The 20,687-nt window shown below is 63.5% G+C and carries 20 protein-coding genes; 3 read left to right on the top strand and 17 right to left on the bottom strand.

The features are described from left to right. Positions 1-14: 14 nt before the first annotated feature. Positions 15-959 (top strand): helix-turn-helix domain-containing protein, encoded by a 945-nt coding sequence (locus BBJ66_RS28940; RefSeq protein ID WP_071092051.1) that lies wholly within the window; start codon positions 15-17, stop codon positions 957-959. 33 nt (positions 960-992) lie between these two features. Here the strand turns inward: BBJ66_RS28940 and BBJ66_RS28935 are convergent, their stop codons facing one another. The 16 genes from BBJ66_RS28935 to BBJ66_RS28860 all read right to left on the bottom strand — a co-directional run bounded on the left by BBJ66_RS28935 (position 993) and on the right by BBJ66_RS28860 (position 16,511). Beyond that, positions 993-1,382: a nuclear transport factor 2 family protein gene (locus BBJ66_RS28935; protein WP_071092706.1), complete on the bottom strand. Its 390-nt coding sequence runs from the start codon at positions 1,380-1,382 to the stop codon at positions 993-995. Positions 1,383-1,393: 11 nt separating this feature from the next. Next, positions 1,394-2,173: a MoaF C-terminal domain-containing protein gene (locus BBJ66_RS28930; RefSeq protein ID WP_071092048.1), complete on the bottom strand. Its 780-nt coding sequence runs from the start codon at positions 2,171-2,173 to the stop codon at positions 1,394-1,396. A gap of 15 nt (positions 2,174-2,188) precedes the next feature. Further along, the gene (locus BBJ66_RS28925) at positions 2,189-2,977 is read right to left on the bottom strand and encodes an SDR family NAD(P)-dependent oxidoreductase (protein ID WP_071092045.1); all 789 of its coding nucleotides are present in this window, start codon (positions 2,975-2,977) and stop codon (positions 2,189-2,191) included. 111 nt (positions 2,978-3,088) lie between these two features. Further along, positions 3,089-3,895, bottom strand: coding sequence for a 4-hydroxy-2-oxoheptanedioate aldolase (gene hpaI, locus BBJ66_RS28920; protein WP_071092042.1), 807 nt, complete (start codon positions 3,893-3,895; stop codon positions 3,089-3,091). Between the two features lie 11 nt (positions 3,896-3,906). Next, positions 3,907-4,710: a 2-oxo-hept-4-ene-1,7-dioate hydratase gene (gene hpaH, locus BBJ66_RS28915; protein WP_071092039.1), complete on the bottom strand. Its 804-nt coding sequence runs from the start codon at positions 4,708-4,710 to the stop codon at positions 3,907-3,909. Beyond that, positions 4,710-5,582: a fumarylacetoacetate hydrolase family protein gene (locus BBJ66_RS28910; protein WP_071092036.1), complete on the bottom strand. Its 873-nt coding sequence runs from the start codon at positions 5,580-5,582 to the stop codon at positions 4,710-4,712. Before BBJ66_RS28910 ends, hpaH begins: the two co-directional genes overlap by 1 nt. Positions 5,583-5,607: 25 nt before the next feature. After that, on the bottom strand, positions 5,608-7,059 hold the full coding sequence (gene gabD, locus BBJ66_RS28905) for an NADP-dependent succinate-semialdehyde dehydrogenase (RefSeq protein ID WP_071092033.1): 1,452 nt from the start codon (positions 7,057-7,059) through the stop codon (positions 5,608-5,610). Positions 7,060-7,118: 59 nt separating this feature from the next. Further along, positions 7,119-8,099: a 3,4-dihydroxyphenylacetate 2,3-dioxygenase gene (gene hpaD / locus BBJ66_RS28900; protein WP_071092031.1), complete on the bottom strand. Its 981-nt coding sequence runs from the start codon at positions 8,097-8,099 to the stop codon at positions 7,119-7,121. Positions 8,100-8,139: 40 nt separating this feature from the next. Further along, positions 8,140-9,657, bottom strand: a complete 1,518-nt coding sequence (gene hpaE / locus BBJ66_RS28895) for a 5-carboxymethyl-2-hydroxymuconate semialdehyde dehydrogenase (protein ID WP_071092029.1) — start codon at positions 9,655-9,657, stop codon at positions 8,140-8,142. Positions 9,658-9,702: 45 nt separating this feature from the next. Next, positions 9,703-10,089 carry a 5-carboxymethyl-2-hydroxymuconate Delta-isomerase gene (locus BBJ66_RS28890; RefSeq protein ID WP_071092026.1) on the bottom strand — a complete coding sequence of 129 codons (387 nt, stop codon included), beginning with the start codon at positions 10,087-10,089 and terminating at the stop codon, positions 9,703-9,705. A 52-nt stretch (positions 10,090-10,141) separates the two neighbouring features. Beyond that, positions 10,142-11,161 carry a phosphotransferase gene (locus tag BBJ66_RS28885; RefSeq protein ID WP_071092023.1) on the bottom strand — a complete coding sequence of 340 codons (1,020 nt, stop codon included), beginning with the start codon at positions 11,159-11,161 and terminating at the stop codon, positions 10,142-10,144. Between the two features lie 7 nt (positions 11,162-11,168). Then, a complete protein-coding gene (locus BBJ66_RS28880; RefSeq protein WP_071092020.1) occupies positions 11,169-12,452 on the bottom strand; it encodes an aspartate aminotransferase family protein in 1,284 nt (427 codons plus the stop codon). A 2-nt stretch (positions 12,453-12,454) separates the two neighbouring features. Continuing rightward, positions 12,455-13,810, bottom strand: coding sequence for an aspartate aminotransferase family protein (locus BBJ66_RS28875; protein ID WP_071092017.1), 1,356 nt, complete (start codon positions 13,808-13,810; stop codon positions 12,455-12,457). Between the two features lie 15 nt (positions 13,811-13,825). Then, the gene (locus BBJ66_RS28870; protein WP_071092013.1) at positions 13,826-14,476 is read right to left on the bottom strand and encodes an HAD family hydrolase; all 651 of its coding nucleotides are present in this window, start codon (positions 14,474-14,476) and stop codon (positions 13,826-13,828) included. Further along, entirely contained in the window at positions 14,473-15,726 is a 1,254-nt protein-coding gene (locus BBJ66_RS28865) for a Tm-1-like ATP-binding domain-containing protein (RefSeq protein WP_071092010.1), read from the bottom strand. The genes BBJ66_RS28870 and BBJ66_RS28865 overlap by 4 nt, the downstream gene beginning before the upstream one ends. Beyond that, entirely contained in the window at positions 15,726-16,511 is a 786-nt protein-coding gene (locus BBJ66_RS28860; RefSeq protein WP_071092007.1) for an IclR family transcriptional regulator, read from the bottom strand. Before BBJ66_RS28860 ends, BBJ66_RS28865 begins: the two co-directional genes overlap by 1 nt. A gap of 321 nt (positions 16,512-16,832) precedes the next feature. On the opposite strand from BBJ66_RS28860, the gene BBJ66_RS28855 reads away from it, so the two are divergent. After that, positions 16,833-18,287, top strand: a complete 1,455-nt coding sequence (locus BBJ66_RS28855) for an APC family permease (RefSeq protein ID WP_071092004.1) — start codon at positions 16,833-16,835, stop codon at positions 18,285-18,287. A gap of 56 nt (positions 18,288-18,343) precedes the next feature. After that, positions 18,344-19,822: an aldehyde dehydrogenase gene (locus BBJ66_RS28850; protein WP_083335643.1), complete on the top strand. Its 1,479-nt coding sequence runs from the start codon at positions 18,344-18,346 to the stop codon at positions 19,820-19,822. 352 nt (positions 19,823-20,174) lie between these two features. Here BBJ66_RS28850 and BBJ66_RS28845 read toward each other — a convergent pair whose 3' ends face one another. Then, a complete protein-coding gene (locus BBJ66_RS28845; protein ID WP_071092000.1) occupies positions 20,175-20,687 on the bottom strand; it encodes a flavin reductase in 513 nt (170 codons plus the stop codon).

The raw sequence follows: 20,687 nt of genomic DNA, 5'->3' as shown, positions 1-20,687 counted from the left end.
GCGAGGAGACCGTCATGCGTTTTGCCGCCGATCACCGCCATGTCGAGACGGCTCGAGGCCGGGAGTTCGCAGGGCTTGCCCGCACGCTGTTCGGCAATGTCAGGCTGGATTTCGGTACCGCCGACGAGGAAAGGAGCGCAATGCTCTCGGCTATGCTTGGAGCATGCCGGCTGACGCGGCTGGAAGCCGACCGGCATGTCGTCTTCGGCGAGCGGGTGACGGCGGGGCCTGAGGATCCCGATGCGATCAAGCTGATCCTGCAGACCGAGGGCAGCGCCTCGATCGGACAGAGCGGGATGGAGGCGCCGGTTTCCGCCAATGCCCTCGTCATCTACGACCCACGCCGGCCCTATGTCCTGACCAACAGCACGCCGGTCCGCCAGTTGCTGCTGCAACTGCCGCGGCAGGCGCTGCCGCAGGCCGCGATCGAGCGGCTGACAGCACCCTTCACGGCGCATGCCGGGCAGGACGGCATGTGCGGCATTCTGCTGTCGCTGATGGAATCGACCATGCAGGAGATCGGCCATCTCGACCAGGCGCGGCGCTCGAGCGTCGGCCAGACGATGATCGATCTCGTTCGCACCATGATCGGCGAGGGGCGGCCGCGGCGGCTGATCGCCGATCCCCTCGATCTCCTGCTGGCGCGCATCAAGGCGTTCATCGCCGGCAATATCGCGCGGCCGGATCTTACCGTCGCCATGATCGCGCGGCGCATGGGCTGTTCGGTGCGCTACGTCTATCGCGCATTCGAGGCCGAGCGGCTGACGCCGTCGGATTATATCTGGGACCTGCGGCTGCAGCTGGCTGCGGCGAGGCTGCGCGAGGCCGGCGGCCACAGCGGCGAAATATCCGGTATCGCCTTTGCGCTCGGCTTTTCCTCCAGCGCGCATTTTTCGCGGGCTTTCCGCTCTCGCTACGCTGTTTCGCCCTCGCAATGGCGCAAGGCTGCGCTTTCCTGAGGTGGCCCAGCTTTCCGCCGGGCCACCTGGATTTTATCGCATCGATTCCGCGACGCGCAGCGTATCGGTGAACTGCTCGAAGCGCCGGATCTTGCCGTCCGCCACACGCCAGGCATGGACGACGCGGGCCTTGAAGGATTTGCCGGTCTGACGGTGGGTGCCGCTGTAATCGCCGATGGCGATGACGTCGTCGCCGGCATCGAGGAGGCGCTCCAGCGTGAAGGTATAGCCGTCGAATGTCTCGCCAAGCGCCTGGAAAACATTCCTGAAGATCTCCTGCGGGCCGACATAGGTGCCGGCGCAGGGAAAGCCGTCCATCTCGGTCCAGCGGCAGTCGTCTGCGATGTCGGCCAGCATTCCGTTTAAATCGCGGCGATCGTTGGCGTCGTAATGCGCCTTCACGATGTCGAAAGCTCTTTTCATGGATTTGTCCTTCACACCGGTTCCTGGCCCGGCAGGTAATAGGTCATCGAAGCCTTGCGGATGAAGGCGCCGGCCGAGCTGTTCTGGATGCGCCCGTCGCCGGTGATGCCGAGGAATTTGCCGGTCGAGCGCATGTCGCCGAAATTGTAGAAGAAGGTGGAGGCGACCGGAATTTTGAACTCCCGGAAGGTGAAGACATATTGGTTTTCGTCGAACTTGTAGGTGGTCGTCAGATCGACGTCGCCATGGCCGCGCTGGACGCCGACGAGGCACTGCCAGGCATAACGCTGCGAGGAGAGGTAGGTGTGCTCATAGACATGGTTGGGGCTGTAGGTGAAATGCGCCCTGAGCCCGATGAGATCGCGGCTTTCCGCCGGCTCCGGTCCGCTCGCAGTGCCGCCCTCGACGATACCAGGCCGGAAGATCTGCGCCACCTGAGGTTCTCCGGCGGCATCTTTCGCATCTCGGACGATCGAATAGATCGAAAGCGCTCGGCGACTGGCGACGTTGACGATCAGCGTTTCGGCCTCTCTCGGCCGGCCGGCAAAAACGATCTCGATGAAATAGGTGTTCGGCGCGACCTCGATCACCTCAACCTTGTCGGTGGCGCTTTCCTTGCCGTCCGACCATTCGGCCTCACCTTTGCCGATGGCTAGGTCGAGCATACGGCCGTCATCGAAGCCGATCCTGTAGGAAGAACCGGCCAGCGCATCGCTCGCCGGCAGGCGGTTGGTGTCGATGCCATAGGCGAATTCGTCGTAGGTTTTCCAATCCTTCGGATTTTCGTTCATCGTGCTCTCCTCCTGTCATTCTGCGAAAGCAAGCGTCGGCAGGTCGACCGTGCCGGCGCCGCCGTCCACGGTCAGGATCGCGCCGTTGATCATCGAAGCCTCCGGCGAGGCCAGGAAGCAGACGGCGTTGGCGACATCTTCGGCGCTCGCCGGGCGGCCAAGCGGTACGTCCTTGGTGACGAGCGCATAGGCTTCTTCGACGCTCTTCAGCTGGAACTTCTCGACGATCACCTGCATCTGCTCATCGGCCATGTCAGTCGTCACCCATCCCGGGCAGACCGTGTTGGTGCGCACGCCCTTGCGGCCGTAGTCGCGCGCCAATGACTTCGCAAGGCCGATGCAGCCATGTTTCATGGTGACGTAACCCGCTGCATCCGGCCCGGCGAACAGCCCGGCGATCGAGGCGAGCACGACGATATTGCCCTTGCTGCGGATCAGGTGCGGCAGGGATTCGCGGGCGCTGACGAAGGCGGTGTTGAGGTTGAGCCGGGTGGCGAGATTCCAGGTTTCATCGGACATGCTGATCGTCGGCCCGACACCATGGCCGCCGGCATTGGCAATCAGCACATCGAGCCCGCCGAAGGTCTCGACGACAATTTCGAGCGCGGCCCGCATCGCAGCGCCATCGGCCGCATCGGCGGCAATGACGGTGGCGCCGATCTCATCGGCAACAGTGCGAAGCGGCTCGGGGCGTCGCCCGACGAGCACGACATTGCCGCCTTCCCTACGGATGCGCCGGGCGACGGCAGCGCCGATGCCCGTGCCGCCGCCGGTGATCAGCGCCGTCTTGTTGCTGAAACGCATATCTCTTCCTCCTGAGCCTTTCGATCATCATGGTCGAAAGGCGGGGAGGCGTCCTGTCCAGCTGTGCAGTTCGTTTTGACTGAGCGTGCAAACACTGCGGGATGCGGGAGGTCAGTAAACCTTCACGTCGCCCGCCGGTCTGGCCGGTTCGGCCTTGTGGAAGTCCTCGAGCAGCTTGGCCGTGGCATTGGCCAGCAGCATGACGTCGTTGCCGATCGCGACGAAGGTGGCGCCGAGTTCGAGGTAGCGCTTGGAGAGGGCGAGATCGCCGATCAGGATGCCGGCGGCCTTGCCGTGCGACTGGATCCTGGCAAGCGCCTTTTCGACTTCCGCCTGCACCTCAGGCGCACCCGGCCTGCCGAGATAGCCCATGTCGGCGGCAAGATCGGACGGGCCGATGAAGACGCCGTCGACGCCCTCGGTCGTCGCGATCGCATCGAGCGCGGCTAGCCCCGCCCGGCTTTCCACCTGCAGGAGCAGGCAGATCTCGTCATTGGCGGTCTGGAGATAGTCGGGAATGCGGTTGAAATCGGAAGCGCGGGCTAGGGCGGCGCCGACACCGCGCACGCCCTGCGGGGGATAACGCACGGCGCGGACCATGGCTTCGGCCATCTCCTTGCTGTCGACCATCGGAATGAGCAGCGTCTGCGCGCCGATATCGAGCATCTGCTTGATGATCCAGGTCTCGCCGACCGGCGGGCGGATCACCGCATGGCTTGCCGATCCCTTCATCGCCTGCAGCTGCGAGGCGAGCAGCGGCACGTCGTTCGGCGCATGCTCGGCATCGAGCAGCAGCCAGTCGTAACCGGCGCCGGCTGAGATTTCGACCGTATAGGGGCTGGCGAGCGCCTGCCAGAGGCCGATCTGGGCCCGCCCCTCTTTCAGGGCTTGCTTGAAGAGGTTCCTGGGCGCCGGCATGTTTCACTCCTTCATGCAAAATAGAGGCTGACCGAGCCGTAAGGGCCGAAATCGGCATGGATGGTGTCGCCGTGCCGCGCCTCGATCGGACGGATGAATGAACCAGCCAGCACGATCTGTCCAGCCTCGATGCCATCGCCATATTGCGCCAGCCGGTTGGCGAGCCAGGCGACGCCGCGGGCAGGCTGGTTGAGGACACCGGCCCCAAGCCCCGTCTCTTCGACTTCCGCATTGCGGCTGACGATCGCGCCCATCCAGCGCATGTCGATCTCACCCGGCTGCACGGCGCGGCCGCCGGTGACGATACCGGCATTGGCGGCATTGTCGGAGATGGTGTCGACGATCGTGCGCGGCTTCTTCGTCTCCGGATCGACGCGCAGGATGCGGGTATCGAGGATTTCGAGCGCCGGGGTGACGTAGTCGGTGGCGTTTAGCACGTCGAAGATCGAGATGCCTGGCCCGCGCAGCGGCGCCTTCATGACGAAGGCGATTTCGGCCTCGATGCGCGGCTGGATGAAACGGTCGGCAGGCACGGTAGCGCCGTCTTCGAACACCATGTCATCGAACAGCACGCCGGAATCGGGGATATCGATATTGAGCGCATATTGCATCGCCTTCGACGTCAGCCCGATCTTCCAGCCGATCGGCTTGCGGCCGCCGGCGATCTTCTTCTTCACCCAGGCGCTCTGGACGGCATAGGCGTCGTCCATCGTCATTTCAGGATGCTTCAGCGATAGAAGCCCGGTCTGGACACGCGTCCGCTCGGCCTCGTCAAGTTTGTGCGCGGCCTGCTCGATCTCATTTGACGTCAGCATCAGAACACCTCGTCGGCGATCGTGTTCTTCAGGATGCCGAGACCATCGGCCTCGACCTCGACAACGTCGCCGGGTTTCAGCCAGATCGGCGGATCGAAGCGGGCGCCGGCGCCCGTCGGCGTGCCGGTGACGATGACGTCCCCGGGAACCAGCGTGGTGAAGGTGGAGATATAATTGATGATCTTGCGGAAGGAGAAGATCATCCGGCTGGTGCGGTCGCTCTGGCGCACCTCGCCGTTGACGCGGGTTTCGAGCTTGATGTCCTCGAGCTGGGCGTCGTCGGTGAAGGGGATCAGCCAGGGGCCGATCGCGCCGGTGCGATCGAAATTTTTGCCCTGGGTGACGTTGAATTTCGCATGACGCACCCAGTCGCGGATCGTGCCTTCATTGCAGAGCGACAGGGCGGCGATGTGGGAGAGGGCATCCGCCTCGGCGATCCGTCGGCCGCCCTTGCCGATGACGATGACGATCTCGCCCTCATAATCGAGCTGCGGGCTTTCCGGCGGCCGGATCAGCGCTTCGCCGTGGCCGGTGAAGGAGCGGGGAAAACGGATGAAGAGCGAGGGGTTGGAGGGTGCTGCCTGGCCGTCCTTATATTCCTCGTTGCGGTCGGGGAAATTGACCCCGACGCAGATGATCTTTTCCGGTGACGGAATGGGAATCTCGAAGCGGATATCGTCGAGCGCGAAATCCGGCTGCAATGATCTGCTCTCCTCGGCGAGCTGAACGAGGCGGCCCGCCTCGATCAGCTCGCGAAGGCTCGCCCAGCTTGCGCCGTGGCGAGCCGACAGGTCGATGACGCCGCCCTCGACGGCAAGCCCATAGCCATGACGGCCGCTTCTGGAAAAGGACAGGAATCGTGGATGGGTCATGCTTGTCTCGGGCCTTCTCTTGGCCTCAGGCAATACCGCCGAGGCAGACATATTTGATTTCGGTGAATTCCTCGATGCCGTATTTCGAGCCTTCGCGGCCGAGACCGGAGAGCTTGACGCCGCCGAAGGGGGCTTCGGCCGTCGAGATCAGCCCGGTATTGACGCCGACCATGCCGTATTCCAGCGCTTCGGCGACCCGGAAGACCCGGGCAAGATCCTTGGCGTAGAAATAGGAGGCAAGGCCGAACTCGGTGTCGTTGGCCTGGGCGATCACATCTGTTTCGTCCTTGAAGCGGAAGAGTGGCGCCACGGGTCCAAACGTCTCTTCCTTCGCCACAGCCATGGCAGGGGTGACGTCGGCGAGCACTGTCGCCTCATAAAAGCGTCCGCCGAGTGGGTGGCGGTGGCCGCCGGCAACGACCCGGCCGCCCTTGGACAGCGCATCGGCGACATGCTCCTCGACCTTGGCAAGGGCAGACTCGTCGATCAGCGGGCCGAGATTGATGCCTTCGTCGAAGCCGTTGCCGGTCTTCAGCGCGCCGACCGCCTTCGACAGCTTCTCGGCAAAGGCATCATAGACGCCTTCCTGCACATAGAGGCGGTTGGCGCAGACGCAGGTCTGGCCGTTGTTGCGGAATTTGGCGATCAGCGCGCCTTCGACCGCCGCATCGAGGTCGGCGTCGTCGAAGACGATGAAGGGTGCATTGCCGCCAAGCTCCAGTCCGAGCTTCTTGATGGTCGGGGCGCTCTGCTTGTAAAGCTCGGCGCCGACTTCAGTGGAGCCGGTGAAAGTCAGCTTGCGCACGACGGGGCTTGCGGTCATCTCGCCGCCGATGGCGCGCGCCGAACCTGTGAGCACGCTGAACAGACCCTTGGGGAAGCCGGCGCGCTCGGCGAGGATAGCGATGGCGATCGCCGAAAACGGCGTCTGCGAGGCTGGCTTCAACACCATGGCGCAGCCGGCGGCAAAGGCCGGTCCGGCCTTGCGAGTGATCATCGCATTGGGGAAATTCCACGGGGTGATGGCGGCAACGACGCCGATCGGCTGCTTCATCACCAGAATACGCTTATCCTTCTGATGGCCGGGAACGATGTCGCCGTAGACGCGCCGCGCCTCCTCGGCAAACCATTCGATGAAGCTCGCGCCATAGGCAATTTCGCCCTTGGCTTCAGCTAGCGGCTTGCCCTGCTCAGCCGTCAGGATGCGGCCGAGATCGTCCTGGTTCGCCATCATCAGCTCGAACCAGCGCCGCAGGATGACCGAGCGCTCCTTGGCGGTGCGGGCGGCCCATTCCTTCTGGGCAACCTCGGCCGCGGCAATCGCCGCCTTCGTCTCGGCTGCTCCCAGATTGGGAACGCGGCCGATAGTCGCGCCGGTCGCCGGATTATCCACCGCGATCGCATTGTCCCCGGCCTCGATCCACTCGCCGCCGACCAATGCGGCCTGCCGGAACAATGCTGCGTCCTTCAATTCCATGACTCTATCCTCGCCAACGTTGAAAAGCGGGCGATTTCGCCCGCTCTCGGGGTAAACGTTCAAGGCGCGATGATCGGCTGTGCCTTCAAATCAGGCTCGACCACATCGGCGCCGGCAAACAGGCTACCATGTTCGAACCAGGATTTGGGAGCCGGTGCGCCCCAAAGTGTCTGGCGCTGCGGATCCTTGAGGTCCCACTTGATCGGCTCCAGATCGGGATCGACCGTCTGATAGTCCGAGCAGTAGATTTCGATGCGGTGGCCGTCGGGATCGAGGATATAGAGGAAGAAGGCGTTGGAGATGCCGTGGCGCCCCGGGCCGCGCTCGATGTTGGCGACCCAGCCGGTGGTCGCCATCAGGTCGAGCAGGTCGATGATGTTGAGCGGCGTCGGCACCCAGAAGGCGGTGTGGTGCAGGCGCGGGCCGCGGCCGTTGGTGAAGGCGATGTCGTGCACGCCGCCCTTGCGGTGCGTCCAGGCGGCCCAGAGACGGCCGGTCTCGGCATCCTCGGTATATTCGGTGACGCGGAAACCGAGCTCGTTATAGAAGGCGACGCTCTCGTCGACATTCGGCGAGAAGCAGTTGAAGTGGTCGATGCGCAGCGGCTTGACGCCCTTGTAGAGCGCATACTTCTGATGAATCGGCGGCAGGCGGTCCATCTTCGAATAAAATTCGAGCGGAATGCCGTGGGGATCGCGGGTGCGGAAGGTACGCGCCTGGTAGGGGCGCTCGACCCATTCCACAGGCAGGTCCTTGCCCTTGAAGAAATGGGCAGCCTTGTCGAGATCCTCCTCGACGAAGACCTTGAAGCCGAGGTCGCGGGCTTCGGCTTTGGCGGATTTCTTGAGCACGATGCAATGATGGCCGCGCTCTTCGAGCGCTCGGAGATAGATCGTATCGGCGGTTTCATCCGTCACCTGCAGGCCGAGCGTGTCGACGTAAAAGGCGCGGGACTTGGCGAGATCGGCGACGCCGAGTTCGACATGGCTGAGGCGCACGATGTTGAACGGCGGATAGAGATTGGGTGTCGGCAGGGGCATGGGTTCCTCCTCTAAATGCGTACTTATGTGTAGTGGCGGCTCAGCCGCCGAGTTTCTGAATGGCGTGCGGCTTGGTGGCGAAGGCGACGTTCTTGGTTTCCATGTAGAAATCGAAGGACCAGTCGCCGCCGTCGCGGCCGATGCCGGAATTCTTGACGCCGCCGAAAGGCGTCGGTAGATGGCGGACGTTTTCCGAGTTCACCCAGATCATCCCGGCATCGAGATGGTCGGTGAAACGGAAGGCGCGGGTGACGTCGGAGGTCCAGAGATAGCCGGTCAGCCCGTACTGGACGTCGTTGGCGAGCGCCAGCGCATCGGCTTCGTCCTTGAAGGGAATGGCTGTCAGCACCGGCCCGAAAATTTCCTCCTGAGCGATGCGCATCCCGTTGTTGGCGCCGGTAAAGAGGGTGGGGGAGACGTAGCAGCCGCCGCCCGGGCCATCGAACTTCTCGCCGCCGGCGGCAAGCGTCGCGCCCTCCGAGCGGCCGATCGCGATATATTCCAGCACCTTCTTTTCGTGCACGGGATGGATAAGCGGTCCGATCACCGTCTCCGGGTCGAGGGGGTGGCCGACCTTGATGCGCCTTGCCTTTTCGGCGACGAGCGCGGTGAACCTGTCATAGACGCTGTCTTCGACCAGCAGGCGCGAGGACGAGGTGCAGCGCTCGCCGTTCAACGAATAGATCATGAAGACGGCAGCGTCGGCGGCGCGCTCGAGATCGGCATCGGCAAAGACGACGACCGGGTTCTTGCCGCCGAGTTCGAAATGCACGCGCTTCAGCGTGTCGGCGCCCTGTTTCATGATCATCGAGCCGGTACGGCTCTCGCCGACGAAGCCGATCGCCTTGATCAGCGGATGTTCGGTCAGCGCCTTGCCGGCGTCCTCGCCGAAGCCGTTGACGAGGTTCCACACACCCTTGGGCAGGCCGGCCTCTTCGGCGATCTCGACGAGCAGGCGGGCCGTCAGCGGCGAGAATTCGGCCGGCTTGTGGACGATGGTGCAGCCGGCGGCAAGGGCCGGCGCGATCTTCCAGGTCGACAGCATGAAGGGCGTATTCCACGGCGTGATGATGCCGACCGGGCCGATCGGCACGCGCGTCGTCACGTTCACCTGGCCGTCGGTGCGCAGAGCCTTGCCGTCACGGGCCTCAGGCGCGCGATCGGCGAAGAAGCGGAAATTCTCCGCCCCCCGCAAGGCGGCCTTGGCCATGAATTTCAGCGACTGCCCGGTATCCATGCATTCGACGAAGGCGATCTCTTCGGCGCGCGCAACGATCGCGTCGGCGATTTTATGCAGCAGCTTCTTACGCGCATCGCCCGGCATGGCGGCCCATTCGCCAAAGGCTGATTTGGCGGCCCTGGCGGCGCGGTCGATATCGGCGGCGTTGCCGCGGGCGACGGTGGCGAGCGGCTTCAGATCGACCGGCGAGAGGGTCTCGAAGGTCGCGCCGTCACCACCCGTCGCATCCTCGCCGCCGATGCGGTTGAGGACGCCGCGCTCCTTGAACTTCGCAAGGTAGGTTTCGGCCTTTGCGATGTTTTCCTGCAGTGTGGACATCGTCTGTTTCCCTGATGTTGTCTCGTCCCGCGGTGCGGGGTGTTGTCACTTGCCGCGAAGCCGCGGATGGATGGCGTTTTTCTTCCAGCTCAGCTCCGCATCGATCTCGCGGATCTCCAGCGACAGTGCGAAATGCGGCGTCTCGAAGAGGGGGCCGAGGCTGTCGGCCGCGGCCGCAAGGATCGCTTCGCCGGTGCGCTTCTTCTCCTCGGCCGTGCGGCCCTTGCCGATGCGGAAGTTCAGGTCGACGAAGGCATTTTCCGCGAGCCGGTCGGCGATCGCGTAGTGATCAGCGCGAAGGGCGCGGACGCGCACCGCACCGATCTCGAAAAGCCCTGTCTCGAGCACGGTCTTCAGCAATGTCTCACAGAGCGCGCCGATGTCGGCGCGGCCATCGAGATTGGCCGAATATTCGATGGTGAGATGTGGCATCCGTCCTCCCACGGCTTATTTACTTAACACGTTAATCAATTTGCGAGGGATGTCAAGCGGCGATATCGAGCTTTCTTGCAAGCTCCAGACTTTCGGCGACATAACGCGACAGCCGCTCGGGAGCGTTCGGGATCTCGGGCCGCTCGGCAAGCCAACCGATATAGGTGAGGCTCCTCAGCACCATGAACAGCGGCAGGCTTTGCAGCGCCGCATCGGAAAGCGCGCGCCGGCTGCGATAGCCTGTGACCAAGGCATTCTCGATGGCAGGGTAAGCCGGTTCTTGACGGTTCTTCAGCAGGGCCGTGGCGAGATCGAACAGGCGGAAGCCATATCCCGCATCGTCGAAGTCGATGAAGGCGATATCGTCTTTGCTTCCCGCCAGGAAGATGTTCTCGCGCACAAGATCGGCATGGATCAGGCCATAGTCGAGGCCGTGTCGTTGCGCATTGGCAAGACGGTCCCGCAAGTCGTCGCGCAATGCAGAAAGCGACGAGGTCTCGTCGCCGGAAAGCCCCGGGCAATCCCAGAACCGGCCCCAGAGAGGCCTTTCTCCGAGGAGGCCCTCGGCATCCCACGCCGAGCGGCGGAAATGTTCCGGCGGGTCCCAGGCATCGGCCAGATCATGCATCGTCGCCATCGCCTGGCCGGTGCGGAAAAAGATTTCAGCCTGCGTCTCGGCTGATTGCGGTAGCGGCGTGCCGGTCTGCCCGAGGGCCGTGCCGTCGATCCAGCTGACGACATCGGCATATTGCTCGGGAAACCTTCGGTTGGCCGGAAGAAAGACGAGATTCTCGCCGTCGCTCGTCGCTACGGGGGCAGGCACGTCGAGACCTCCACGCCGCAGTACTGCCATGAGGTCCAGTTCCGAGTGCAGGCTCGTCTCGTCATGATAGCCCGGCCGATGCAGCCGCAGGGCGGCCAACGAGCCATCAGCAAGAGTGATGCGGAAGACGGCGTTTTCCCGGTATTTCAGCAGGATCGGTTCCTGCGGCTGGACCGCCCAATGGCTGAGCGCTTCGCGCGCCCGGTCCTGCAGGTCATCCCGGATGGTCTGTGGCAATTGATCGGCCATCTCGGTCTCACAGGCCCGACAGGACGTCGTCGAAGACCGACAACATCAGATCGGCATTTTCCCGCGAGAAGGGCATCGGCGGTCGGATCTTGGTGGCGCATTGGTGGATGCCGATCTTGCCCATCAGCACGCCGCGTTCGCGCATCTCGTTGACGATCCGGCTCGCAAGAGCGACGGCCGGCTCCTTCGTCGCCTTATCCAGCACGAATTCCATGCCCATGAACAGGCCGCCGCCGCGCACGTCGCCGATGATCGCATGTTTCTGCGCCAGCCGCTTGAAGGCATCGCGGGTATATTCGCCGACAGCGCGGGCGTTCTCGACGAGATTCTCATGCTCGATCACGTCGAGCACCGCCATGGCGGCGGCGCACGAGACCGGATTGCCGCCGAACGTATTGAAATAGCGGAAGGCCTTGCGGAAGGCGTTCAGCACCTCGGCATTGGCAACGACGCCGCCGACAGGGTGGCCGTTCGCCATCGGCTTGCCGAGCGTCACGATATCGGGAACGATGCCGGCGCGCTGATGGCCCCACATATCAGAGCCGGTGCGGCCGAAACCCGGTTGCACTTCGTCGGTGATGACGAGGCCGCCGGCCTTGCGCACTGAAGCCACCGTTTTGTCGAGGAAGCCCTGCGGCAGATCCGGAAAGCCTTCATTGGCGAAAAACGGATCGATGATCAGTGCGGAAAAACCATGCGGGCTCTCCTGCAGCGAAGCGATCGCCGCCTCGACTTCGGCTGCGAAGGCTGCGGCAAAGGCCTCGCCACCTTCGCCGCCGAGCGGGCGGTAGCTGTCAGGCGCCGGCACGTGACGGACATGGCCGCCGAAACCGCCGACCGGCGGCATGCGGGTCGAGAGTTGCGACACGGCCGCGGTATTGCCGTGATAGGTGTGGTTGGTGGCGATGACGCCGGTCCTGCCGGTCACCGCCTGGGCCATGCGCAGCGCCACGTCGTTCGCCTCGCTGCCGGTGCAGGTGAGGATTGCGGCGTCGAGGCTGCTGTCGAAGGTTGCGGTCAGGCGTTCGACATAGTCGAGGATGCCTTCGTGCAGGTAACGCGTGTGGGTGTTCAGCGTCGAAGCCTGCCGGGTGATCGCTTCGACCACACGCGGATGGCAATGGCCGACATGCGGCACATTGTTGTAGCAATCGAGATAGCGCCGGCCCTCGGCATCCCAGAGCCAGACGCCTTCGCCGCGCACCAGATGCACGGGATCGTCATAGAAAAACGACATGTTGTGGCCGAGAAGCCGCTCGCGGCGCGCGATAAGGGCAGCGTTGTCGGACATGATCAGGCTCCCGCTGCGGCAAGGCCGGCGTCGAGCGCCGACAGGATCGTCTGCACGTCCGCTGCCGTGACGATCAGCGGCGGCGACATGATGACATTGGCGCCGGAGGTGCGCACCAGCGCGCCGGCCTCATAGGCGACATCCTGTACCTTCTGCATCACATCCTTCGATGCGGCGCTTTTCTTCTCTCGGTTGCTGACGAGTTCGAGCGCGCACATCAGGCCCTTGCCGCGCACGTCGCCGATCAGTTCATACCTGTCCTGCAGCTTCCTGAGGCCGGCAATGAGTTCCTCTCCGCGGACGGCGGCATTGGCGGCGACGTTCAGCCGCTTCGTCTCCCTCAAGGTCGCAAGCGCGGCCGCCGCACCCGTCGGATGGCCGGAATAGGTATAGCCGTGGCCAATGCTGCCGAACGCGCCCTTGCTGCCTTCGAAGACCTCCGCCACCTTGTCGGAGATCATGACGGCGCCGAAGGGGAAATAGCCGTTGGTGATCGCCTTGGCGGTCGACATCAGATCCGGCTTGACGCCCCAGAGGCGCGATCCCGTCCAGGCGCCGGTACGCCCGAAAGCGGTGATGACCTCGTCGGCGATCAGCAGGATGCCGTGGCGGTCGCAGATCTCGCGCATGAGCGGCAGGAAGGTCTCGTGCGGGACGATGACACCGCCGGCGCCCAGCACCGGTTCGACGATCAGGGCGGCGATGGTATCGGCACCCTGGAAGGCGATCTCGTCCTCGAAGAGCCGGCCGATCGCGGCCGCGATCGCGGCATCATCGGTGGTGCCGAACGGGTTGCGATAGGCAAGGGGCGCCGGCAGATGGAAGACGCCGGGAAGCAGCGGCTCGTAATTGCGGCGGAAGTTCTGGTTGCCGTTGACGGAGGCGCCGCCGAAATGCGTGCCGTGATAGCCTTTCTTCAGCGCGACGAATTTGGTGCGCTCCGGCTGCCCGTTGATCTTGTGATATTGCCGGGCAAGCCGCAGGCAGGTCTCGACCGAATCCGAGCCGCCCGAGGTGAAGAAGGAACGGCTCAATCCATCAGGCCTGAACCATTCGGCAAGCTCGTAAGAGAGCTCGATCAGCGGCGAATTGGTCGTACCGCGGAAAGTCGAATAATAGGGCAGCTCGTCGAGCTGGTCGCGGATCGCCTTTTTCACCGGCTCGCAGGAATAGCCGAGATTGACGTTCCACAGGCCGCCCACGGCATCCAGCACCTTCTTGCCCTGGATGTCGACGATTTCGACGCCCTCGCCTGAATTGATGATGCGCGGCGGCTGGGCCTGCATTTCGGCCGGATGGGCCATCGGGTGCCACATGTGGCGGGCGTTGTTTTCGATTATGAAGTTGGTTTCACGCATCTCAATTCCTCTCGTTCAGAGGCCCAGCATCGCAAGGGCGCGGGCATAACTTTCGGTAGGGCGGGTGACGTCGAAATGCACATGCGGCAATCCGACGGCTTCGGCGCCTTCGATGTTCTTCTTCTGGTCGTCGACGAAAACGCAGGCCTCGCGCGGCAGGCCGAGTTCGGACAGCACCTGCTCATAGGCGCGCGGATCGGGCTTGAGAATCCTGGTGTAGGTGGCGTCGACGATGACGTCGAAGAGGTCGATCAGCGGGAAGCGCTGGCGGAATTCGACACCGTAGAAGAGATCGAGCTCGTTCGAGAGGATCGCGAGCTTCAATCCCGCCTCCTTCGCCCGCAGGATGGCGTCGCGGGCTTCCGGCCGCAGCACCAGCTCGGGCTCGGCGCCGCGGGCGCGGCGCACGAATGTCTGCATATCGGTCCAGCTTTCGCCGACCATCCGGCCGATTTCGCCGGCGCGCGTCAGCCAGTAATCCCGTTCGGTGATCTCGCGGTTCTGCATTTTCACCCAGAGCGGGTCGGTCGCCGTGTCGAACGGCCCAAGCCAGGTGAGCGAGCCTTGGGGAAGGCCGAGCGTCCGCTCGGTGATGTCATGCGTCTCGAACAGCGTGCGGGTGACGACACCGCCGAAATCGAGGATGAGGGCGCGTTCGCTCATCATGGCCGTCCTTCCGGAATGATGCCCTCGGCCACCCATCTGTCGAAAACGGCAAGGGCTGCTGCGGAAAAGGAGGGAGAATTGATGTGGGCTTCGACTTCCTGGAAGGTGACGGAGGGCGGGACCGTGCGGCGCATCTCGTCGAGGAAAGCGGCGAGGCCTTCCGGATCGTGCAGCGGCTCGTCCGGCTTGTCCCATTCCTGCAGCCCTTCGGTCGGCAGCAGGAAGGCGACCTTGGCGTCGGCCCGTTCCAGCTTTTGTCCGATCAGCCGAGCCACTTCCCGCCGGCCTTCCGGCGAGGTCGTCACCGACCCGATCAGCCGGTTGTGGGCATGGTAGGGGCGGTCGGCGAAAATGCCAGGCAGCGCCTGCCAGGCCTGAAGATCGACCATGTCGACGGCGCCGGGGGCGACGATCTGCGGAATGCCGGCGCGGCCGGCATTTTCGAGCCTGTCCGGCCCCGATGTCACCACCGTGCCGTAATGATGATTGCTGACCTCCTGGATGCAGAAGTCGAAGACGGCGGCAAAGCCTGACTGCGCGGCGATGGCTTCGAAGGCGCGGCCGCCCATGCCGGTGGAATGAAAGACGGCAACGTCATAGCCGCGCTTTTCCAGTTCGGGCCGCAGATACTTCATATATTTCAGGCAGGAGGAACCGAGCGAGGTCATGCCGATCAGCGGACGGGCGTGATCGGGTCTGGTGCCGTGCCGGGCGGCGCCGACGACCGCGCCGCAGGCCTGGGACAAGACCGAACGGCAGATATTGTTGAGGCCGTAAAGGCCGCCGGCCCACAGGATCATCATCAGGTCGGGTGCGATGCGCTCGGGCGGGATCAGGTGCGAATAGGCGATGGTCGAGACCACGAATTTCGGCACGCCGAGCGGCAGGACGGCGGCGACGTCGAGAGCGAGGTCCGTGCCCATCGAACCGCCGAGCACGATGATCCCGTCGACCAGCCCGTCCTTGTAAAGCCGGCTGGTCAGCGCTGCCGCACCCCTGGCCATGGCGGCCATGGCACTGTTTTCATCGCCGCTTTCGGTAATCGCCGCAATCGAGGTCGCAGCCGCCTTGGCGATATCGTGCTTGGAATAATCAGGAACATAGGGCGGATCGCCGAGAATGCTGACATCGACCATAACAGGCCGGCCGCCGGCTTCCTCGATGACGGAGGCCATGAATTGCAGTTCGTCGCATTTGGTGTCACCGGTTCCGATGACAAGGATCTTTGGCGAGGGAGCCGCAGGGCTCATCACTCTCTCCTCCTGTTTTTTGCAATGGTTCCCGTGAGCCTTTCCGACCCGTAGTATTTTTCTGAAATTCCGTCGGCAGCGGCGATCGCCTGCGCGCCGAATTCGTGAATGGCGGTCTTGGTGGTGCGCGAAAGCGGGGCGGCGATCGCCACGCAGCCAATCGGCCGGCCGTCGGGCGCACGCACGGGTGCGGCGGCACTGATGACGCCGGCTTCGAGGCCCTGATGGCTGATGGAAAAGCCGCGCGCGGCCGTCTCGTCGAGCAGGCCGCGGACCAACTTCGGGTCGACGACGGTGTGGTCGGTGAATTTTTCCAGCGGCTTTCGCAGCGCCGCGTCGATCTCCGTCGACGGGCAGAAGGCGAGGAAGGCGAGGCCGGATGCGGTGGCGTGAAAGGGCAGGATGCTGCCGACATCGACGATGATGCGGTGTGCCCGCGGCGGATCTTCCACATGGATGGTCGACAGCCGGCCGCCGGAGAATTCCGAAAGATGCACTGTCTCCGTCGAGGATTCGGCGAGCGTCCTGATGAAGGGCACGGCGACCCGCAGGAAGGGATAGCGGGCCTCGCGGATGCGGGCGAGCCGAACCGGCGCCGAGCCGATCCGGTAGCGGCGGCTGTCGGGATCCTGCTCGACAAAGCCGTGTTTTTCCAGTTCCACCAGAAAGCGTCGTGCCGTCGCCTTGTCGAGCGAACACAGGCGGGCGATGTCGGTCAGACCCACCTCCTTGTCCAGCCGTGACAGGGTATCCAGCAATGAAAGCGCCTTTCCGATCGTGCTCATCATTCTTCCTCTTGGGGCGGGTTCATGTCCCGGCTTGTCGCATCCGGCTTTACGCCAGCCGCCAAATCAGCCCGCAAACCCGGTATCGCGGCACGATAGCAGCGACCCAAGATACTTAACATGCGAATTAACTTGACAGAGGCCGGCATTGTTTGCAAGTCTATATTTGAAGCTGTGGTTCAAATAGTGAACCATAAGCGCTGACGGCGGCAAAATCAACAAAAGCCATAAACGCCCCTCGTCAGTCCGGTTCTGGTGGAGGTCGCCTGCGTGCAATCGCAGCGATGATCGGATGTTCTTAAACAAGGGGAACGAAGGCAGATGAATACGCAAAATTCGCAAAGTGCCGTTGAGAACCAGCTGCGCAAAAACAGTCTCGGCGTCGGCGCCGTGACCTTCCTGGTGGTTTCGGCCGCCGCACCGCTGACGGCGGTTGCCGGCGGTGTGCCGCTGTCGATGATGCTCGGCAACGGAGCGGGCATTCCGCTGACCTTCCTGCTGGTCACCGCCATCCTGCTGCTGTTTGCGGTCGGCTATGTCGCCATGGCGCGCCATATCCGCAATGCCGGCGCCTTCTATGCCTATACCGCCCAGGGCCTCGGCGGCCTGATGGGCGGGGCGGCGGCGCTGATCGCGATCCTCGCCTACAACGCCATGCAGGTCGGCGTTCTCGGCCTCTTCGGCGCAGCGACCAAGGGCTTTTTCGCCGAGCAGCTCGGCCTCGACCTTCCCTGGTGGGTCTGGAGTTATATCGGCATCGCCTTTGTCGCCGTGTTCGGTTACCGCAGGGTCGATCTTTCGGCCAAGGTGCTGATGGTTCTCGTCATTCTCGAATATCTCGTCGTCCTGGTCATCGACGCTTCGATCTTGGCCAAAGGCGGCGACAGCGGCCTGTCCGCCACCCCCTTCACGCCCACCGCCTTCTGGAGTGGAACGCCGGCGATCGGCATCCTGTTCTGCTTCGCCGCCTTCATCGGCTTCGAGGCAACGACCATCTACAGCGAGGAAGCCCGCGAACCGCACAAGACCGTACCGCGCGCCACCTATATTTCCGTGCTGATCATCGGTCTTTTCTACATGCTGACATCATGGCTGATGGTGAATGGCGCCGGTGCCGACAAGCTCGTGCCCGAGCTGCAGGGCCTCGCTGATCCCACGACTTTCCTCTTCGGCCTTGCCGAGCGTTATGTCGGCCGCTGGATCACCGTCGTGATGAGCGTTCTCTTCATCACCAGCCTGTTTGCCGGCGTCCTTGCCTTCCACAATGGTGTCGCCCGCTACATGTATGTCGCCGGCCGCGAGGGTCTGCTGCCGAAGTCGGTCGGCGTTACGCATCCGGTCTTCCAGAGCCCGCATGTCGGCTCGATCATCCAGACCGTCGTTGCCGTGCTCGTCGTCGCGCTCTTTGCAGCGACAGGTCAGGATCCGGTGCTGGCGCTCTTCTCCTGGCTCACCAATGTCGCGACGCTGGCCATCATTCTGCTGATGGCGTTCACCGCCTTCTCGATTGTCGTCTTCTTCAGCCGCAATCCGGGGCTCGAGCGTAATGTGCTGGCCGTCAAGGTACTGCCCATCGTCACGGGACTGATCTTGCTGGCGCTGGTCTATTACATCTCGGCGAATTTCGGCGCCATCGCCGGCGCCAACGGTGCGCTCGGCGTGTTCCTGCCGGGTCTCGTGCTGATCGCCGGGGTCGTCGGATTGCTTGCCGCGGCGCGTCTGAAGTCGGCAGACGCCGTCGGATTTGCCCGGCTTGGCGCCGGGCAGGAAGCCTGACAAAACCGATCAACGGTGGCGGATCATCTCCGCCACCTTTTTTGATGAGGCATGAGATGCAGGACAAGATCGATCAGCTCCGGACATTGTCCGTTCCCTCCCAATCGCTGTTCATCGACGGCGCCTGGCGCCCCGCCGTCAGCGGCGCCGCGATGGACGTCATCTCGCCGATTGACGGCGTGAGGTTGACGACAATCGCCGATGCCGGCGCCGAAGACGTCGACCAGGCGGTCAAGGCGGCGCGGCGGGCCTTCGAAAAGGGCGGCTGGTCGCGGGCAGCGCCTGCCGAGCGCAAGAAGGTGCTGCTGAAGATCGCCGAGCTGATTGACAAGAACGCGCTCGAACTCGCCGTGCTCGGCGTGCGCGACAACGGCACGGAAGTCTCCATGGCGCTGAAGGCCGAGCCGGGCAGTGCCGCCGGCACCTTCCGCTATTATGCCGAGGCGATCGACAAGGTCTATGGCGAGATCGCCCCGACCGCCGACAACATTCTCGGCCTCATTCATCGCGAGCCCATAGGCGTCGTCGCCGCCATCGTGCCGTGGAATTTCCCTATGATGATCGGCGCCTGGAAGATTGCGCCGGCCCTTGCGGCCGGCAATTCCGTGGTACTGAAACCCGCCGAGGGCGCATCGCTGACCCTGCTGCGGCTCGCCGAACTTTGCTCCGAGGCGGGATTGCCCGATGGCGTGCTCAACGTCGTCACCGGCCTCGGCGCCGTCAGCGGCGAAGCCCTCGGGCTGCACATGGATATCGATGTGCTCGCCTTTACCGGCTCCGGCCCGGTCGGCCGCCGGCTGCTGGAATATTCGGCGCGTTCGAACCTGAAGCGCGTCTATCTGGAACTCGGCGGCAAATCGCCGAACATCGTCTTTGCCGACGCGCCGGATCTCGATCAGGCCGCCAAGATTTCCGCCTACGGCATCTTCCGCAATTCCGGCCAGGTCTGCGTTGCCGGCTCCCGCCTGCTTGTGGAAAAATCGATCCATCAGGAATTTTCGGAAAAAGTCGCCGGCATCGCCGCGGCCTTGAAGGTCGGAGATCCCCTGCAGCTCTCCACCGAAGCGGGCGCGATCTCGAGCGAGATCCAGCTGCGGAAAGACCTTGGCCATGTCGCCGACGCCCTGTCGGAAGGTGCTTTGCTGCGCACCGGCGGCGCGCGCATCCTGCAGGAGACGGGCGGTTATTATATGCGGCCGGCGGTCTTCGACGTGACGCCATCCATGGCGCTCGCCCGCGAGGAGGTCTTCGGGCCGATCCTGTCGGTTATTCCGTTCGAGACGGAGGCGGAAGCCCTGCAGATCGCCAACGCCACGGAATATGGCCTGGCGTCCGCCGTCTGGACATCGAACCTGTCGCGCGCCCATCGGATGGTGCGCGGCATTCGCGCCGGCGTCGTGCACGTCAACACCTATGGCGGCGCCGACAACAGCGTGCCGCTCGGCGGCGTCAAACAATCGGGCAACGGTCACGACAAATCGCTGCATGCGCTGGATAAATATGTCGATCTGAAAACCGCGTGGTTCCAGCTCTGAAACAGGAACTCGGCCAGCAGGAGGAGGCTGCCCATGACTTTCCCCGAAACCATCACAGTCGAGGATCTCGAAGCCGACCCTTATCCGATCTATGCCAATTGCGGCGGGACATGCCGGTCGCCTATATCCCCGCCGTCAATCTCTGGTTCGTGACGCGTTTCAAGGATGTCGAATACCTGTCGAAGACGCCGGAAATCTTTACTGCCGCAGTCGAAAGCTCGCCGCTCGACCGGAGCTGGGGCAAACCGACCATCCTAACCGCTGAACGGTCCGGTGCACAAAAATCTTCGCAGCGGCGTCGATCCAAAATATCATCCGAAGCGTGTTGCCGCCTATATGGACGATCTGGTCCTTAGCCTCCGAAACTGCCCACCTGCGTCGGCACGTTGATATAGTTGCGGTCGAAGTAAAGCAGTGCATTGCCATCCGCCCGCGAGCGAATGCCAATGACCTGGCCGATGAAGATATGATGCGTGCCGACCAGGCGCGCCTCGGTGAGCCGGCAGTCGAAGGAGACCATGGCGCCGGCCAGCGCCTGGCTTCCCGACGGCATGTCGACCCATTTTGCCGCGGCATAGCGTGCCGCCATATCCGCCTGGCGGCCGGCGAAATAGCCGGCGAGTTCCTGGTGGTCATCGGCGAGGACGTTGACGCAAAAGCGGTGGTTTTCGAGAAAGACGCCGCATTGGGCCGAGCGACCGTTCATGCAAACCAGCAATGTCGGCGGTTCGTCGGTGACGCTGCACATGGCCGTGGCGGTGAACCCGCCGCGCCCGGCGGGTCCGTTGGTGGTGATGACGTTGACCGGGGCACAGACCCTGGCCATCGCGTCGCGGAATTCGGTTTTCGAGACTTGCTCCTCCAT

The sequence above is a fragment of the Rhizobium sp. RSm-3 genome, assembly GCF_001854685.1.
GTDB lineage: Bacteria > Pseudomonadota > Alphaproteobacteria > Rhizobiales > Rhizobiaceae > Rhizobium > Rhizobium ecuadorense.
Note: the sequence above shows the minus strand (reverse complement) of the source record. Positions and strands in the feature narration are given on the sequence as shown.

Bases quoted from the DNA above. Each gene is read 5' to 3' on its own strand.
- BBJ66_RS28940 (WP_071092051.1), top strand. From the start codon at position 15: ATGCGTTTTGCCGCCGATCACCGCCATGTCGAGACGGCTCGAGGCCGG.
- BBJ66_RS28935 (WP_071092706.1), bottom strand. From the start codon at position 1,382: ATGAAAAGAGCTTTCGACATCGTGAAGGCGCATTACGACGCCAACGAT.
- BBJ66_RS28930 (WP_071092048.1), bottom strand. From the start codon at position 2,173: ATGAACGAAAATCCGAAGGATTGGAAAACCTACGACGAATTCGCCTAT.
- BBJ66_RS28925 (WP_071092045.1), bottom strand. From the start codon at position 2,977: ATGCGTTTCAGCAACAAGACGGCGCTGATCACCGGCGGCGGCACGGGC.
- hpaI (WP_071092042.1), bottom strand. From the start codon at position 3,895: ATGCCGGCGCCCAGGAACCTCTTCAAGCAAGCCCTGAAAGAGGGGCGG.
- hpaH (WP_071092039.1), bottom strand. From the start codon at position 4,710: ATGCTGACGTCAAATGAGATCGAGCAGGCCGCGCACAAACTTGACGAG.
- BBJ66_RS28910 (WP_071092036.1), bottom strand. From the start codon at position 5,582: ATGACCCATCCACGATTCCTGTCCTTTTCCAGAAGCGGCCGTCATGGC.
- gabD (WP_071092033.1), bottom strand. From the start codon at position 7,059: ATGGAATTGAAGGACGCAGCATTGTTCCGGCAGGCCGCATTGGTCGGC.
- hpaD (WP_071092031.1), bottom strand. From the start codon at position 8,099: ATGCCCCTGCCGACACCCAATCTCTATCCGCCGTTCAACATCGTGCGC.
- hpaE (WP_071092029.1), bottom strand. From the start codon at position 9,657: ATGTCCACACTGCAGGAAAACATCGCAAAGGCCGAAACCTACCTTGCG.
- BBJ66_RS28890 (WP_071092026.1), bottom strand. From the start codon at position 10,089: ATGCCACATCTCACCATCGAATATTCGGCCAATCTCGATGGCCGCGCC.
- BBJ66_RS28885 (WP_071092023.1), bottom strand. From the start codon at position 11,161: ATGGCCGATCAATTGCCACAGACCATCCGGGATGACCTGCAGGACCGG.
- BBJ66_RS28880 (WP_071092020.1), bottom strand. From the start codon at position 12,452: ATGTCCGACAACGCTGCCCTTATCGCGCGCCGCGAGCGGCTTCTCGGC.
- BBJ66_RS28875 (WP_071092017.1), bottom strand. From the start codon at position 13,810: ATGCGTGAAACCAACTTCATAATCGAAAACAACGCCCGCCACATGTGG.
- BBJ66_RS28870 (WP_071092013.1), bottom strand. From the start codon at position 14,476: ATGATGAGCGAACGCGCCCTCATCCTCGATTTCGGCGGTGTCGTCACC.
- BBJ66_RS28865 (WP_071092010.1), bottom strand. From the start codon at position 15,726: ATGAGCCCTGCGGCTCCCTCGCCAAAGATCCTTGTCATCGGAACCGGT.
- BBJ66_RS28860 (WP_071092007.1), bottom strand. From the start codon at position 16,511: ATGAGCACGATCGGAAAGGCGCTTTCATTGCTGGATACCCTGTCACGG.
- BBJ66_RS28855 (WP_071092004.1), top strand. From the start codon at position 16,833: ATGAATACGCAAAATTCGCAAAGTGCCGTTGAGAACCAGCTGCGCAAA.
- BBJ66_RS28850 (WP_083335643.1), top strand. From the start codon at position 18,344: ATGCAGGACAAGATCGATCAGCTCCGGACATTGTCCGTTCCCTCCCAA.
- BBJ66_RS28845 (WP_071092000.1), bottom strand. From the start codon at position 20,687: ATGGAGGAGCAAGTCTCGAAAACCGAATTCCGCGACGCGATGGCCAGG.